The 15,095-nt window shown below is 34.0% G+C and carries 16 protein-coding genes; all 16 read left to right on the forward strand.

Translation table 11 applies throughout. The annotated features are described in order from the left end of the window. The first annotated feature begins 10 nt into the window (after positions 1-10). The 16 genes from EHQ31_RS01555 to EHQ31_RS01630 all read left to right on the forward strand — a co-directional run bounded on the left by EHQ31_RS01555 (position 11) and on the right by EHQ31_RS01630 (position 15,093). Positions 11-850 carry an FkbM family methyltransferase gene (locus tag EHQ31_RS01555; protein WP_135568979.1) on the forward strand — a complete coding sequence of 280 codons (840 nt, stop codon included), beginning with the start codon at positions 11-13 and terminating at the stop codon, positions 848-850. A gap of 30 nt (positions 851-880) precedes the next feature. Next, on the forward strand, positions 881-1,489 hold the full coding sequence (locus EHQ31_RS01560; RefSeq protein ID WP_276401045.1) for an HAD family hydrolase: 609 nt from the start codon (positions 881-883) through the stop codon (positions 1,487-1,489). Next, a complete protein-coding gene (locus tag EHQ31_RS01565; RefSeq protein WP_135568983.1) occupies positions 1,486-2,220 on the forward strand; it encodes an acylneuraminate cytidylyltransferase family protein in 735 nt (244 codons plus the stop codon). Before EHQ31_RS01560 ends, EHQ31_RS01565 begins: the two co-directional genes overlap by 4 nt. 5 nt (positions 2,221-2,225) lie before the next feature. Beyond that, the gene (locus EHQ31_RS01570; RefSeq protein WP_135568984.1) at positions 2,226-3,401 is read left to right on the forward strand and encodes a radical SAM/SPASM domain-containing protein; all 1,176 of its coding nucleotides are present in this window, start codon (positions 2,226-2,228) and stop codon (positions 3,399-3,401) included. Between the two features lie 5 nt (positions 3,402-3,406). Then, a complete protein-coding gene (locus EHQ31_RS01575) occupies positions 3,407-4,102 on the forward strand; it encodes an SDR family oxidoreductase (RefSeq protein WP_167481622.1) in 696 nt (231 codons plus the stop codon). A gap of 3 nt (positions 4,103-4,105) precedes the next feature. After that, positions 4,106-5,599: a glycosyltransferase family protein gene (locus EHQ31_RS01580; RefSeq protein WP_135582919.1), complete on the forward strand. Its 1,494-nt coding sequence runs from the start codon at positions 4,106-4,108 to the stop codon at positions 5,597-5,599. 76 nt (positions 5,600-5,675) lie between these two features. After that, the gene (rfbG, locus tag EHQ31_RS01585; protein WP_135568990.1) at positions 5,676-6,776 is read left to right on the forward strand and encodes a CDP-glucose 4,6-dehydratase; all 1,101 of its coding nucleotides are present in this window, start codon (positions 5,676-5,678) and stop codon (positions 6,774-6,776) included. Next, positions 6,769-7,194, forward strand: coding sequence for a dTDP-4-dehydrorhamnose 3,5-epimerase (locus EHQ31_RS01590; protein WP_135568992.1), 426 nt, complete (start codon positions 6,769-6,771; stop codon positions 7,192-7,194). Before rfbG ends, EHQ31_RS01590 begins: the two co-directional genes overlap by 8 nt. Beyond that, positions 7,194-7,958 carry a glucose-1-phosphate cytidylyltransferase gene (rfbF, locus tag EHQ31_RS01595; RefSeq protein WP_135568994.1) on the forward strand — a complete coding sequence of 255 codons (765 nt, stop codon included), beginning with the start codon at positions 7,194-7,196 and terminating at the stop codon, positions 7,956-7,958. The genes EHQ31_RS01590 and rfbF overlap by 1 nt, the downstream gene beginning before the upstream one ends. Positions 7,959-7,969: 11 nt before the next feature. Next, complete coding sequence (locus EHQ31_RS01600; RefSeq protein WP_261637304.1) at positions 7,970-8,848, forward strand: NAD-dependent epimerase/dehydratase family protein; 879 nt, start codon at positions 7,970-7,972, stop codon at positions 8,846-8,848. After that, positions 8,845-9,750 (forward strand): glycosyltransferase family 2 protein, encoded by a 906-nt coding sequence (locus tag EHQ31_RS01605; protein WP_135568998.1) that lies wholly within the window; start codon positions 8,845-8,847, stop codon positions 9,748-9,750. Before EHQ31_RS01600 ends, EHQ31_RS01605 begins: the two co-directional genes overlap by 4 nt. 46 nt (positions 9,751-9,796) lie before the next feature. Beyond that, positions 9,797-10,861, forward strand: a complete 1,065-nt coding sequence (locus EHQ31_RS01610) for a glycosyltransferase family 4 protein (RefSeq protein ID WP_135569000.1) — start codon at positions 9,797-9,799, stop codon at positions 10,859-10,861. 36 nt (positions 10,862-10,897) lie between these two features. Next, positions 10,898-12,037 (forward strand): N-acetyl sugar amidotransferase, encoded by a 1,140-nt coding sequence (locus EHQ31_RS01615; RefSeq protein ID WP_135569002.1) that lies wholly within the window; start codon positions 10,898-10,900, stop codon positions 12,035-12,037. A 15-nt stretch (positions 12,038-12,052) separates the two neighbouring features. Beyond that, positions 12,053-12,670, forward strand: coding sequence for an imidazole glycerol phosphate synthase subunit HisH (gene hisH / locus EHQ31_RS01620; protein ID WP_135569003.1), 618 nt, complete (start codon positions 12,053-12,055; stop codon positions 12,668-12,670). Next, positions 12,671-13,441: an AglZ/HisF2 family acetamidino modification protein gene (locus tag EHQ31_RS01625; RefSeq protein WP_135569005.1), complete on the forward strand. Its 771-nt coding sequence runs from the start codon at positions 12,671-12,673 to the stop codon at positions 13,439-13,441. It begins immediately after the preceding gene. 443 nt (positions 13,442-13,884) lie between these two features. Continuing rightward, positions 13,885-15,093 (forward strand): hypothetical protein, encoded by a 1,209-nt coding sequence (locus EHQ31_RS01630; protein ID WP_135582920.1) that lies wholly within the window; start codon positions 13,885-13,887, stop codon positions 15,091-15,093. Positions 15,094-15,095 lie beyond the last annotated feature (2 nt).

A 15,095-nucleotide genomic window follows, 5' to 3' on the forward strand; every position in this document is an offset into this window, starting at 1 on the left:
AAGGTGAAAAGTGAAACGAATTCTATTAGAATATTTAAGAAAAGTCTTTAATTTAATCTATAAAGTATTAAGCCCGTTTAGATTTGGTCATGAGCTTATTGATAGTCTTATCCAAAATTCTTGGCAAGAGGTTATCCGTGTTAGGCATAATGACTACGATTTGCAATTTGTTGTTCCAAACTCATTGAATCGATTTCGTGCACTTACTTTTTCTACTAAAGAACCAGAAACATTAGAATGGATTGATGGTTTAACAAAAGGATCAGTACTTTGGGATATAGGCGCTAATGTGGGTCTTTATTCCTGTTACGCAGCAAAATCGCGAAATTGTAGAGTTTTCGCTTTTGAACCTTCTGTCTTTAACCTTGAGATATTATCAAGAAATATCTTTAATAATGATTTGTCTGATAAGATAGTTGTTTTGCCAATTCCGTTATCTGATAATTTATCGATAAGTAAATTAAATATGACAAATACCGATTGGGGTGGGGCTCTTTCAACATTTGGTAAAGAATATGGTCACGATGGAAAAACATTAAAGAAAACATTTGAGTACCAGCTGGTAGGATTATCTATTGATGAGGTAGTCAAATTACTAAAAATTCCAGCTCCTGATTACATAAAAATGGATGTAGATGGGATTGAACAATTAATTCTAGCTGGTGCTAAAAATACATTGAAAAAAGTAAATAGTGTAAGCATCGAAATAAATGAAGATTTTACTGAGCAAAGACTTAATTGTGAAAAAATCTTAACTTCCGCTGGATTGAAGTTTAAACAAAAACGTCATTCTGAAATGTTCGATAACGGTATGTTTAAAAATACATACAACCAGATTTGGGTTAGATAGATTATAAATTCATTAAGACATTTCGATCTTATCTTTTGGGATTTTGATGGAGTCATTAAAGATTCCGTTGAAGTGAAAACGGATGCTTATCTTTCTTTATTTCCGAATGTATCGAAGGAAGTTTTAGCGAAAATTAAATCCCATCATTTGGATTACGGTGGAATCTCCAGGTTGGAGAAAATTCCACTTTATTTGGAATGGGTTGGTGTACAACCTACAAACCAGGTGGTCAGCGAGTATCTAGATCAATTTGCCAACTTAGTCGTTCAAAAAGTAATTTCTTCTCCTTGGGTTCCTGGCGTGGAACAAACGTTAAAACAAAAACAGATTCATCAGAAGTTTGTCATTGTGACAGGTACGCCACAAACAGAAATCGAAGAAATTTTAGTCCAATTGCGAATCGATTCCACTTTCGACCGTATTTTTGGCGCACCGACACAAAAATCGAAAGCAATAAAGTGGGCTTTACAAAACTACAATATCAAAAAGGAAGATTCCATTTTGATAGGAGATAGCAAAACAGATTGGTTGGCTGCAAAAGAAACAGGGATTCAGTTTCTTCTTCGTGAAACAGACAATAGTGATTTTTCAATACATTACTCGGGAAATAAAATAAAGGATTTTATAGGTTTTATATGATAGTAGCACTCCTTCTGGGAAGAAAAGGTAGTATTGGTTTTCCAGGCAAAAACACATTCCCAATTATGGGAAAACCATTGGCCTGGTATCCAATGAATATTGCAAAACGAACAAGAGAGATTGACAAAGTTTATCTTTCTACTGATGACCCTGAGCTAAAGAGTTTGGCAATCGCAGAAGGTGTTGAGGTAATTGATCGTCCTCCCCATCTGGCCACCAAGGAAGCGTTAGGTGAACATGCGTATCAACATGGTTTTTCAGTGATTCAGGAAAGAAATCCAGGAGAGACCATTGAATTAGTGGTATTACTTTTTTGTAATGCAGCGACTCTAACATCTGATACAATTTCCAATGGTATCAAACAACTAAGAGAAAATAAAGACGCAGATTCTGCAGTGACTGTATCCAAATACAATATGTGGTCACCTCTTAGGGCGCGGAAAAAAGATTCCGATGGTTTTCTTCAGCCCTTTGTTCCTTTTGAAACTTTTGGGGATCCTAAAACATTAAATTGTGATCGGGATTCGCAAGGTGATGTTTTATTTGCCGATATGGGTGTGTCCATAGTACGTCCGAACAACTTACTTCATTTGGAAGAGGGAATGCTACCTCAAAAATGGATGGGACAGAAAATTTTGCCTCTTTATCAAGAAGCCGGCTGTGATGTTGACTATGAATGGCAAATCCCGGTGGTTGAGTGGTGGTTAAAAAAATACGGTGAGTTTAGGTAACTAGTATGAAAGAGATTGATCCAAAAGTTTATAAGAAACATCACAGTTTTCAAGATTTTAAAAGCCATAAAACTGGAATTATCGAATACCAAAAAGGTAGAGCCGTTCGTGTTTTAAATGAATGGTCTATGGGAACTCTTGTTACCACCCATCCTATTCACCTTAAAGAAAATTTTAAAGAAACCCTAACGCAAGTTTTAGCAGATTTAACATCTACTTCAGAAGAGGTTTTATTTAAAATCACTCCGTTTATTGCAGAGGAGATGTATACATATAACGACGAAGAACTTCTTCGTTTCTTTTATCATAGATACAGATATGATGTATTTCCCCAGTTAGAGAAGTTAGACGAGTATCCTCCCTATTTACAAATTGAACCATCTTCCATTTGTAATTATCGTTGTGTGTTCTGTTATCAAACAGATACAAACTTCTTTAAAAAAACAACGCCTGGTATGGGCCAGATGAGTTTGGAGCTTTTCAAAGAGATAGTTGACCAAGCTTCAAATAATATTGAATTTCTTTCGCTTGCTTCTAGAGGAGAACCGTTACTTGCAAAAGAGATTGAAGGGATGTTAGTTTATGCGAAAGGCAAATTTTTAAACCTAAAGGTGAATACTAATGCCTCTTTGTTAACAGAATCTAAAGTTCATGCCCTTCTTGCTGGAGGTGTAAAAACGGTAGTATTTTCTGCTGACGCAGCGGAAGAGCCTCTATATAGTCAGTTGCGAGTTAATGGGAAACTAGATAAGGTTCTGAAAAATATAGAAATGTTTCAGAATATTAGGCAAAAGGAATATTCATCTGTTCCCATCATAACACGAGTATCTGGAGTAAAGGTAACTGAGAAACAGGATATGGATTCTATGGAGAAAGTTTGGGGAAACCTTGTGGACCAAGTAGCGTTTGTTAACTACAACCCTTGGGAAAATATTTATGAGGCAAAACCCAACGGTCAAACGAAAGTTTGTTCTGATTTGTTTCGTAGAATGTTTATTTGGCAAGATGGATTAACGAATCCATGTGATAGTGATTACAGGTCCACTTTACAAATGGGAAAATTTCCTGAAAATTCCATTTCGGAATTATGGAGAATGGAAAGATACGAAGGTTTACGTGCCGCACACAAATCGGGTAATAGGCAAATTGTTAATCCATGTAAAGGATGTGCGGTAGTTTAATCGAGATGGAAAAAATTGCAATTGTTACCGGAGGTAGTTCTGACATTGGAGTTGCAATTGTTAAAAAATTAATCGAAGAGGGGAATAAAGTTTATTCTCAATATAATTCAAACCCGATCAATTTAGAAAATCCAAATCTATTTCAAGTTAAATCTGATTTTCTAAAGTTCGAAGAAGTTGATAGTCTTATTAATTATGTTTTGAAAAATGAATCGAAAGTAGATTATCTTGTAAATGCTGCAGGAACTATTGAAGAGCAAAATTTCCTTATATGTAGCCCTGAAAAAGTTGAAAATTTATTTCAGGTAAATCTCTTCTCGCATATTTATCTAATGCAAAAAATATTTCCTATGATGTTGGAAAATAAGTTTGGTAGAATTATTTCGCTAAGCAGTATCGGAGTGAAGTATAGCGGATCAACTAACTCTACTTATTATAGCGCATCGAAAAGTGCCTTGGAATCTGTTACAAAATCTTATGCAAAATTTGGTGCCGAATCGAATGTCCTTTGCAATAATATCAGAGTTGGTGTAGTAGATACCAAGATACATAAGAATAAAGATCTTTCTGCTCGCACCCAATTGATTCCTGTAAAAAGATTAGGCAGGCCTGAGGACATAGCTGGAATCGTTTTGTTTTTATGTTCGGAAAAAGGTGATTTTATCACTGGGCAGGATATTGCTATTAGCGGAGGTGAATGAATTTTGCAATTGGAAAAGCTTCCTTCACATTTAAAGAGGTATTTTGATCAGCTAAGTAATGTTATTTCATATTCCAGTGAGTCTTGGTATTATTCGACTAGTCAATTTTTTTCAAAAGTCGGTGCCTATGAGGCTGTAATTGAATTTCGGAACGGTTCCAGGGTTAATGTTTGGTTAATATTTAGCCAGCTTTGTCGTTATACGTTTAAGGTTAGTTTTTTATTTCTGTTTTATATATTCTCAAAATTGATTTATAAGATTTTTGGTTCCAAAGCAATAGCAGCACGAAAAGAAACAATTTTTTTAGATTCGTATTTGTTGGTAAAGAACGCTGTGGAGGGTAAGGGGATTGTTGAAAATTACTTTCCTGGCTTAGTTGAGTTTCTAGACCATAGGAATTATAATTGTATTATTTTGCCTAGACTTTATGGCTCACATAACCCAAAGGAAATTTATCAGCTTTTTCGTGTTTTTAAAAATAGTAAGGCTACAATTTTAACAGAATTTCAACTATTGGATTATCAAGATTTCTTTAGATTGATAATTTATTTAATTGTTTATCCAGTTAAAATGATGGAGTTTTATTTTAAAAAAATTCAAACACAACCAGAAAATGGTTTTTTAAAGTATTATTTTTGGTTAGATATGAATGGTTCTAATTTTTATGGCGCAGTGCGTTACCTTTATGCGGAGAAATTGGCTAAAATCTTCCAAGAAGGTGATCGGATAGTTCAATGGTTTGAGAATCAACCGTATGAGAAATGTCTCAACCGCGCTTTGAATTCTAGTGATAAAAATATCAGAATTTTTGGTTGTCAGCTTTTTTTATACCCACAAGAGCTTTTTAACGCATATATTGATCCTAATGAGTTGGAGTTTCATAAGCCAGGAAAGATTTTGGTTAATGGCGAATTCTATTTAGAAAAGAGCGGCACTGGAAATGCAGTTGGACCTTCATTAAGATATAAAAAATTGTTTGAAACGGTAGTTCACAGGAATTTAACTACGGCTAGGCTAATTTTGTTATCTTACTTTGATAATGCTAATCAGTCGATAATAAAGTTAATTAATTCATTGAATCAATCGAGTATCCATCTGGTAAAGTTGCACCCTTCTGTTTCAGAGTCTAAATTAAAAGATTTGGTTAATGTTAATTATAGTATTGCCCTTGAAGATATTTATTCACTTTTTAATGAAGTGAGTATTGTTGTTGGAGCAGCCTCTGGTTCATTAATCGAGGCTATTGCTTGTGGAATTCCAGCCATTATAGTATCTGAAACTGGCGGAACTGAATATAATTATCTCCCAGATTTTTGTAAAGGTATCTTATGGGATGTTGCATTTGATAAAGATAGCTTTTTAATAGTTGAGGATATGTTGCTTAATAAAGTTAGAGCTAACGATCCTTTACGATTAAACATGATTCAAAGAGTAAGAAGCGAATTGTTTACTGAACCTACCGAAGAAAGAATTTTAGAAGCATTTGAGTTAAGTTGAATTTTTAATAACATCTAATTGATATTTTCATTGAATATTCCAAAGCTATATTAAGGAACCAGATATAATTATAAAAATGAGCATTTCAAAACATTATAAAAACAAAAAAGTTTTAATCACTGGCCATACAGGATTTAAAGGTGCTTGGCTTACTGCATGGCTTAAAATGATGGGAGCTGAAATTTGTGGGATTTCATTAGATCCCTTAACTAGCCCGAATCATTTTGAAGTAGCCAACCTAAAGGCGGGTATCATTGATCATAGAATTGACATTCGAGACCGTTCCTTTTTAGAAAAGGCAATTCTTGATTTCCAACCTGATTATGTTTTTCACCTCGCAGCACAAGCCCTTGTTCGAAAATCCTATAATGATCCTTTGGACACTTGGAATACCAATGTTATGGGAACTTTGCATGTATTGGAAGCACTAAGAAAATTAGACAAACCTTGTTCTGCAGTTCTTATCACAAGTGACAAATGTTACGATAATGTTGAATGGATTTGGGGTTACCGTGAGAATGATGCCTTGGGAGGACCTGATCCTTATAGTGCCTCCAAAGGTGCGGCAGAACTTGCTATCAAATCACATATAAAGTCTTACTTCCCCAAGGATACGAGTAAGGTGAGAATTGCCTCTGCTAGAGCAGGAAATGTAATTGGTGGTGGTGATTGGTCTGAAGACCGTATCGTACCTGATTGTGTGAAAGCCTGGGCAGACCATGAAACGGTTGAACTTAGAAATCCAATGGCTACTAGGCCTTGGCAACATGTACTAGAGCCTTTGAGTGGATATCTTACTTTAGGTGTTCATTTATACCAAAATAAAGATCTACACGGTGAACCTTTTAATTTTGGACCTTTAGCAAACCAAAACCATAGTGTTCTGGAGCTGGTTAAACAAATGTCTATACATTGGAATCAAGTAAAATGGAAAGATATATCTGGGGAAACAAAAGGTCCCTATGAGTCAGGTTTATTAAAGTTAAACTGTGATAAGGCGCTTGCTCATTTAAAATGGGTGGCAGTTATGGGATTTGAAGAAACAGTGCAGTTTACTTCTGAATGGTATAACGCATATTATAGTAATCCATCGGAAATTCAAAAAATGACAGATAAACAAATTGGACAATACCAAGAAAAAGCAAAGTCCAAAGGTTTGGCTTGGGCAAATGACTAGTAAAGACATTCTTGTAACTCCATTAAAGGAGATAGAGACGCCGGGCGGAAATGTATTACATGCTATTAAATCTGTGGAATCAACTTTTAAGGGTTTAGGGGAAGTATACTTTTCTTGGATCGAATTTAATTTTATAAAGGCTTGGAAAAGACATAATCGAATGTTTATGAATTTAGTGGTTCCTGTGGGAAATGTGAAGTTTGTTTTTTTTAACGAATCAACAAATGAATTTCGAGTAGAAACTATCGGCGAGAAAAACTATTGCCGTATCTCTGTTCCACCTGGCATTTGGTTTGGGTTTCAAGGGATAGATTCACCAAAAAGTTTAGTGGTAAACATTTCCGACATTCTTCATGAACCTACCGAGTCTGACAGGTTAGATTTAAAAAGTATCAACTATAATTGGGAGTCTTTTTGATGAAAGCAATCATTTTGGCAGGTGGGTTTGGGACTAGGCTTTCCGAATACACCGATGTAATTCCGAAACCAATGGTTCCCATTGGTGGAAAGCCAATCCTATGGCATATCATGAATCACTTCGCAAGGTTTAATCACAATGATTTTTACATTGCTCTTGGTTACAAAGCAGAAGTTGTGAAAGAGTATTTTTTAAACTACCGATCTTTAAATTCTGATTTTTCTGTGAATTTAGAAACAGGTAAAATCACCCATTATAATTCTCCTAAAGTAGATTGGAACGTTACCTTAGTCAATACAGGAGCTAACACCATGACAGGTGGTCGACTTCTGCGAATGAAGGAAATTATTGGAAACGAGACCTTCTTACTCACCTATGGTGATGGACTATCGAATGTTGATATTGATAAATTAATTCAATTTCATAAATCTCATAAAAAAATGATTACAGTGACTGCTGTGCATCCAGGTGCAAGGTTTGGTGAATTGGAAATCGAAACAGGTAGAGTGATTAGCTTTCAAGAAAAACCTCAAACTACTCAAGGATGGATTAATGGTGGTTTTTTTGTGATTGAACCTAGTTTTTTTGATCTTCTCGAAAACGACCAAACAATACTTGAAAAGTCTCCACTGGAAACAGCTTCTAAAAATGGCGAACTTATGGCATACCAACATGAAGGTTTTTGGCAATGTATGGATACTAAGAGGGACAAAGATCATCTTGAAGAATTATTTCAATCCGGAAGGGCTCCCTGGCTAAATTAAAACTACTAGTCATTGGGGGAACCGGTTTTATTGGGTCTCATATAGTTCAAAAAGGGATTGATAGTGGACTTGAGGTTACTTCCCTTTCAATAAAGAAAAACCCAAATACTGATAAGATAATTTCGATACAAGCGGATCTATCGGATCGTACATCGCTACAGACTGTCCTATCTAAGGAAAAGTATGACTATGTGATTCATTGCGGTGGTTACATCGACCATACATTGTTTCAAAATGGTGGTCAAAAAGTAATTTCCGATCACTTAACTTCTCTTTTCGATTTAGTTTCCGTTCTAGATAGATCAAACTTAAAAAAGTTTTTATATCTGGGAAGTAGTGATGAGTATGGTAATTCTCCTTCGCCTCAAAAGGAAACCTTTCGTGAAAATCCAATTTCGCCATATTCCTTTGCCAAAGCTTCCGCTTCTCATTTTTTACAAATGCTTTGGAGAACTGAAAAATTTCCAGCTTCGGTTGCTAGATTGTTTTTAACTTATGGTCCAGGGCAAGATGATAAAAGGTTTTTACCACAAATCATCAAAGGTTGTTTAAATGATTCTGTGTTTCCGTCCTCTCTTGGGGAACAAAATAGAGACTTTTGTTATATCAGTGATACTGTGGAAGGATGTTTTAAAATATTAGAAACAAATGATGCCAATGGTGAAATTTTTAATATTGCTTCTGGTGAAAAAATAACGATACGGCAAATCATTGAAAAAGTAGTATCGATCATCGGAAAAGGTAAACCTGATTTTGGAAAAGTTCCTTACCGCATTGGTGAAAATATGTCTTTGGTAGCAGACATTTCAAAAGCAAAGCGAATGCTTCATTGGAATCCTAATACAAATCTAGACCTGGGTCTTAAAAAAACAATCGAATACTATCAGTGAAAATTACAAATACCGAAACAACGAAACCATTAGTCAGTATACTGATGAATTGTTACAATGGCGCTGAATTTTTAAGGGAAGCCATTGACAGTGTAATCAGTCAGACCTATCAAAATTGGGAATTGGTATTTTGGGACAACCAATCAACAGATAAAAGTGCAGAAATTGTTCGCTTTTACAATGATCCAAGAATTAAATATTATTACGCACCTGAACATACTAAACTATATAAAGGTAGGAATTTAGCAATAGAGAAGGTTAATGGTAAGTACATTGCATTTCTTGATACAGACGATGTTTGGAAAAAAAATAAACTAGAATTGCAAATGTCAGCTTTTGCTAACTCCGATTATGATTTGGTCTGTTCAAATTACGATTTAATTGATCCAAAATCAAGATTTATCAAGAGAGCGAATCGGTTTAATAAACCTTCTGGGTTTATAACTAAAGATTTGATAGATGAATATTATATTGGGATCTTAACCGTAGTATTTGAAGCCAAACTATTAAAAGAAAATAACTTAAACTTTAATCATTCTTATAATCACATTGGCGATTTTGATCTATTTTTAAAAATATCAGAGAATCATAAAATTCTATATATGAGTCACTCACTGGCCAGTTATAGAATCCATGATAATAATTTATCTTCTAAAAAGGAATTGGAACTTTTACGAGAAATCAAAAAAATGATTAGAGAAATTTCTGAAAGAGAATTCTATTTTCGTAATTCGGCTTTAATTTCAAAACTCAAGTTAGTCCGACAATTCATGTTGCTAAAGTTAGTGATTAGAAAAGGAAAACCAGTTAAAATAGGTAATCTCTTTCGGTTTGTGAGTTATGATTTGGTAAAATTTACAAAACTCCTAATATTGTTTTTTGTATATAAAGTAAAAAAATAACCATGCTTCGAAAAACGGATATGCCTGTTTACCTAAAGGATACTTAGTGAATGAGATAAAAGTTTTACTCCTCTCTCCTTTGCCGCCGCCATCTGGTGGAGATTCGACATGGACCGTAATGTTTATGGAAAATGCTCCAAAACTTGGAGTATCTGTATCTTTGGTAAATACTTCCTTAATTGGCCAAAGGTCTGAATCTGCAGGATATACTTACTCTTTATTTGATGAATTGAAGAGAGCATTTTATATATGGACCAATTTGTTGAAAATTCTAATTCAATTGAAAAAAACGAATATAGTCCATTTTAACTCAAATTGTTCGCCTAAAGGTTTAGTCAGAGATTATTTGAGTGTTTTATTGATAAAACTATTTTCTATACCAATCGTTTTTCATTGTCATTGCAATGTGCCTGATCAACTAAAAGAAAGTAGGATTGGATTTTATTTTTTAAAAAGAATCATACGATTAGTGGATAAAGTTATCGTACTCAATTCAATATCTAAAAACTTTATTTCTACAAATTTTCATATTGCAGCAGATATAGTTCCCAACTTTATCAATTTAAATTTGGTTGGTTGGAACCGGAATCGAGTAGTTAGGAAACTTAAAAAAATTACTTTTACAGGTCATATTCGGCGATCAAAAGGAATTTTGGAAATTTTTAAAGTAGCGAAGGATTTCCCCGAATTGACATTCTATTTGATTGGTCCGAAGACTGAAAGTCTGGATACGGAAGAACCGATTGGCTCCAATGTAAAATTGCTAGGGAGTATGGAACATGACCAAGTATTAGAATTCTTAATAAATTCAGATCTTTTTGTTTTTCCTTCTCATACAGAAGGTTTTTCTGTTTCAATGCTCGAGGCTATGGCTTCTGCTCTTCCTATTGTTGCTACTAATGTTGGAGCTAACGAAGATATGATCGAAGCTAAAGGTGGAATAATCATACCGACGAACGATTCGTTAGCCCTTAAAAATGCAATTGAAAGAATGAAAGACACCAATTTGCGAAAGAAAATGTCTGATTTCAATATCGCAAAAGTTAAAAATCATTATACATCTGATATAGTTCTTAATGAATACATAAATATCTATAAGTTGTTAGTATAATAATTGAATACATTTTATTAATTTGGAAAAATTTTCATGAACAAAGCATACCAAATCTGTACAAAAACTGTAATTGATTCAACCCTTCCTGATGTAACATTTGATAAAGATGGAATTTCCAGTGTATATTGGGACTTTCAAAACAATGTGAAACCAAATTGGTTCCCAAATGAGAAAGGACACAAAATTTTACAGACTTACGTAGATCAAATCAAGAAGTCTTCAAAGAATAAAGATTTTGATTGTATCTTAGGACTAAGTGGTGGAGTCGATAGTTCCTATATGTTGCACACGATGGTTAAAGAATATGGTCTTAGACCACTTGTGTTTCACGTTGATGGGGGATGGAATTCCGAAATGGCTGTGAATAATATAAGTAAACTTGTAGATAAGTTAAACTTGGATCTATTTACAGAAGTTATCAATTGGAATGAAATGAGAGATTTTCAATTAGCATGGTTTAAGTCGGGAGTGCCTCATATAGATATTCCGCAGGATCATGCTTTTGGAGCAGTGCTTTATAAATTTTCAGACAAATATAATATCAAATATATACTCAATGGCGGTAATATCGCAACAGAATGCGTCATTATGCCGTATAAGTATTATTACTGGGGTACTGATTTAGTTCATATACGCGATATTATCAAAAAATTTGGAACAATCCCAATGAAGACTTATCCTTTCAGTTCGGTCTATAGACATAAAATCTATCAGAAGTATATTAAAGGGATGAAAGTACTAAAACCATTAAATTTTATGCCTTATTCCAAGAATTTGGCAATTGAAACTTTGGAGAAGGAATACGGATGGAAATCATACGGACAGAAACATTTTGAATCTAGATTTACGCGGTTTTATGAAGGATACTGGTTACCTACAAGATTTAATTTTGATGTAAGAAGGAACCAACTATCAAGTCTGATCTTAACGGGTCAAACAACGCGAGAGGAATCACTAGAGACATTAAAAAAACCATCGTATGATCCTGAATTACTCAAACAAGATTTTGAATTCATTGCTACAAAGCTTGGGATTAGTGCAGATGAATTAGATCATTACCACAAGATGGATTTAAAATTTTACTGGGATTATAAAAATGATCATAAAAAACTTAAATTTTTGGAAAATGTTATTACATTTCTCAACTTAGGTAGAAGGGGTGGAGCTTTTTAGCTATAACTCATATTTATGCTTACAATTATTGATTATGGTTTAGGAAATATACTTTCATTTCAAAATGTTTACAAGAGGATAAATGTTGAAACCCGGATTGCAAAATCTGTAGATGATTTAGAAAACGCAACTAAACTAATCCTTCCAGGGGTCGGTGCATTTGACCATGCAATAGACCTTTTAAATGCTTCTGGTATGCGAAGTAAAATAGAGGAATTGGTATTTCAAAAAAATACACCTATCATTGGAATCTGCGTAGGTATGCAGATTTTGGCCAATTCAAGCGAAGAAGGCGTTAAACCGGGGTTAGGTTGGATCTCCGGTTCTGTTAAAAAATTTAATTTTAATAAATTAGAAAATAAAATCCCAATGCCACATATGGGATGGAACGATGTACTACCAAACAAAGAGGGAACTGAATTGTTTCGCGGGTTAGAGTCGGATTCCCGATTTTATTTTTTACATTCCTATTACTTTGAATGCACCGATAAACAAAACGAAATTTCGCGAACAGACTATGGAACTGGTTTTTCTAGTGCTATCAAAAAGAATAATATCTATGGTGTGCAATTCCATCCAGAAAAGAGTCATCACTATGGCCAAATACTATTAAAAAATTTTGCAGAGATATAAATGCTAAGGCCAAGAATTATTCCTTGTTTACTAGTGAAAGATGGCGGTCTTGTGAAAACGCAAAAGTTTTCAGAGCCGAAATATGTAGGTGATCCGATTAATGCTGTCAAAATCTTTAATGAAAAAGAAGCTGATGAGTTGATCGTAATTGATATTGATGCAACTCGATATGCAAAAGAACCTGATTTAAAACTTCTACAGAACCTTGCGAATGAAAGTCGGATGCCTTTGTGCTATGGAGGCGGTGTAAAAACTGTCAGTCAGGCTAAGGCCGTTGTTTCTATGGGTATTGAAAAGGTGGCATTAAGTTCTATAGTAGTGGAGAATCCAAATATCATTTCAAATATTGCAGATGAAATAGGAAGTCAAAGTGTTGTCGCTGTGCTTGATATAAAGAAAAAAAAGTTAAGCTCTAATTATGAAATTTGGACGCATAACGGAACAAAAAATTCTAAATTAGATCCAGTTGATTTTTCACTTAAACTTCAAAGTTTGGGCGCAGGAGAAATAGTCATAAACTCAATCGATCATGATGGTATGATGAATGGTTTAGATTTTCCTATCCTTGAAAAAATTTACAATCAACTATCAATTCCCATGACAATTATTGGAGGAGTTGGCAGCCTAAAAGATATTGAAGATGCAGTGCGAAAATTTAAGTATATTGGTGTTGGTGTTGGTAGTTTCTTTGTTTTTAAAGGGAAATATCGTGCAGTGATGATAAATTACCCTTCAATAGAAGAACGAGATAATCTTTCTAAAGACCAATAGAGTTTTCGGAATGATACAATAACGAAATGCAAAAATCGAAAAGTTTTTTTTATCCTAGATTTAATTTGCCACTAGTGATATCCTTTTTTGGTTTATGTTTCATCTTATTTAAACTCCTATACAAATTTGAGAATGTATGGGAATTCATGTCATATGATGAGGCCTATCATATACACTATACGATAGTTGGTCATCTCGGAAGCGATGGGATTTTTTATCGATTTTATTTAACCATATTGAATCAGTTCAGCACTAATCCAATAGCTCTTTATAGAACCAATTTTGCACTGGTAACAATCATTTTTGGTTTTTCTTCGTTTGTTTTTACATACAAGGTAACTAAGTCAGCATTTTTAGCTTTTTTGTTTTCCTATTTTTTTCTAATAGTAAATCCAACTTTTTCAATGTCACCTTCCTATATAACGCATTTTAATGCCTCGGTGATGATGTTGGTTTTTACTTTCGCTTTAGGTAGAAAAAAAGATCAAATGCTTATTATTTTGCTCATTGGTGCAGTAATTCTGACATTCATCAGACCTGAATATTCACTTACCTTACTATTAAGTATAATAGTAGTGAGTTTCTATGTTTTATACCAATACCTTACATACCAACATTTTAAATATCCTATCATCATAACATTGTTAATTGCTTCGTTTCTACTCATCAAATACAATCCAACTGATGGACAAAGGAGTTCTATAGCGTTTTGTCAGCATTATGCTTATTCGTTATTCCAATTTGATTTGTGGAAAGAAGATCCTTGGTCTTATTGTGAATTGGCTATGAGTAAAGACTTCGGCTCTGCTAAAACTATCTCTGAGGCATTAATTGCAAATCCTAGTAAATTCTTGGGCCATGTTGTACGTAATATTCTAATACTCCCGAAGGAGTTAGGAAGTTTACTGATTCCCTTTTTTATTGGTGAGCCTGGAAACAATACGGTTCCTGTGCAAGTGGCAGCATACTCTGTAATTTTAATTGTTTTATTTTGGTTTATTGGATTCTTTTTTAGTTTGTATCAGGGACAAAGGAATTTGCTCCAAAAGTGTTTCGTATTGATCTATGCGATGCCAGTATTAGTTTCAACAATTCTAATTTATCCAAGACCTCACTATCTTTTGATGGTTGTACCATTTTTACTTATTTTCGGGATACAGAATTTACGGGAAAAATTTGGATTACTTCGGTATAAAGCAAAATTCTCTTTTCCAATAAAGACCATTCTCGTAGCTTCAATTTTAATTTATGTCACGCCTTGGAGACTGAGTGGAAAGTCAGGACTAACAATTCCGGAAGGTCAGGCTGGGATTCATGGGAAGGGCCTTTGTACAAGTGTTGATAACTTGAATTTTTTAAACCACTTAAACTTTGAGAATAGAGAAATGGTTCTTCTGAGTAATCTTGGTTTTATTTCGACGTTTTTGCCAAAAGATATGCGTGTATATCACCATTTTGATAAAAATTCCAATTTTGATGAATTTATTTTAAGAAATAAAATAAATTTAGTATGGATAAATTCAGCATTATTAAATGATTTAAATTTCAGAAACGATAGCGAATTTAAAAAATTGGTTATTGGTAAGAGCAAGGGATGGAAGAGAATGAATATTCCAAACTGCCCGAATGATTTTTTACTTTTTAACTTTTAATA

The organism is Leptospira montravelensis, assembly GCF_004770045.1.
Lineage (GTDB): Bacteria > Spirochaetota > Leptospiria > Leptospirales > Leptospiraceae > Leptospira_A > Leptospira_A montravelensis.

Bases quoted from the DNA above. Each gene is read 5' to 3' on its own strand.
- EHQ31_RS01625 (WP_135569005.1), top strand. From the start codon at position 12,671: ATGCTAAGGCCAAGAATTATTCCTTGTTTACTAGTGAAAGATGGCGGT.
- EHQ31_RS01575 (WP_167481622.1), top strand. From the start codon at position 3,407: ATGGAAAAAATTGCAATTGTTACCGGAGGTAGTTCTGACATTGGAGTT.
- rfbF (WP_135568994.1), top strand. From the start codon at position 7,194: ATGAAAGCAATCATTTTGGCAGGTGGGTTTGGGACTAGGCTTTCCGAA.
- EHQ31_RS01590 (WP_135568992.1), top strand. From the start codon at position 6,769: ATGACTAGTAAAGACATTCTTGTAACTCCATTAAAGGAGATAGAGACG.
- EHQ31_RS01615 (WP_135569002.1), top strand. From the start codon at position 10,898: ATGAACAAAGCATACCAAATCTGTACAAAAACTGTAATTGATTCAACC.
- hisH (WP_135569003.1), top strand. From the start codon at position 12,053: ATGCTTACAATTATTGATTATGGTTTAGGAAATATACTTTCATTTCAA.
- EHQ31_RS01570 (WP_135568984.1), top strand. From the start codon at position 2,226: ATGAAAGAGATTGATCCAAAAGTTTATAAGAAACATCACAGTTTTCAA.
- EHQ31_RS01630 (WP_135582920.1), top strand. From the start codon at position 13,885: ATGATGTTGGTTTTTACTTTCGCTTTAGGTAGAAAAAAAGATCAAATG.
- EHQ31_RS01565 (WP_135568983.1), top strand. From the start codon at position 1,486: ATGATAGTAGCACTCCTTCTGGGAAGAAAAGGTAGTATTGGTTTTCCA.
- rfbG (WP_135568990.1), top strand. From the start codon at position 5,676: ATGAGCATTTCAAAACATTATAAAAACAAAAAAGTTTTAATCACTGGC.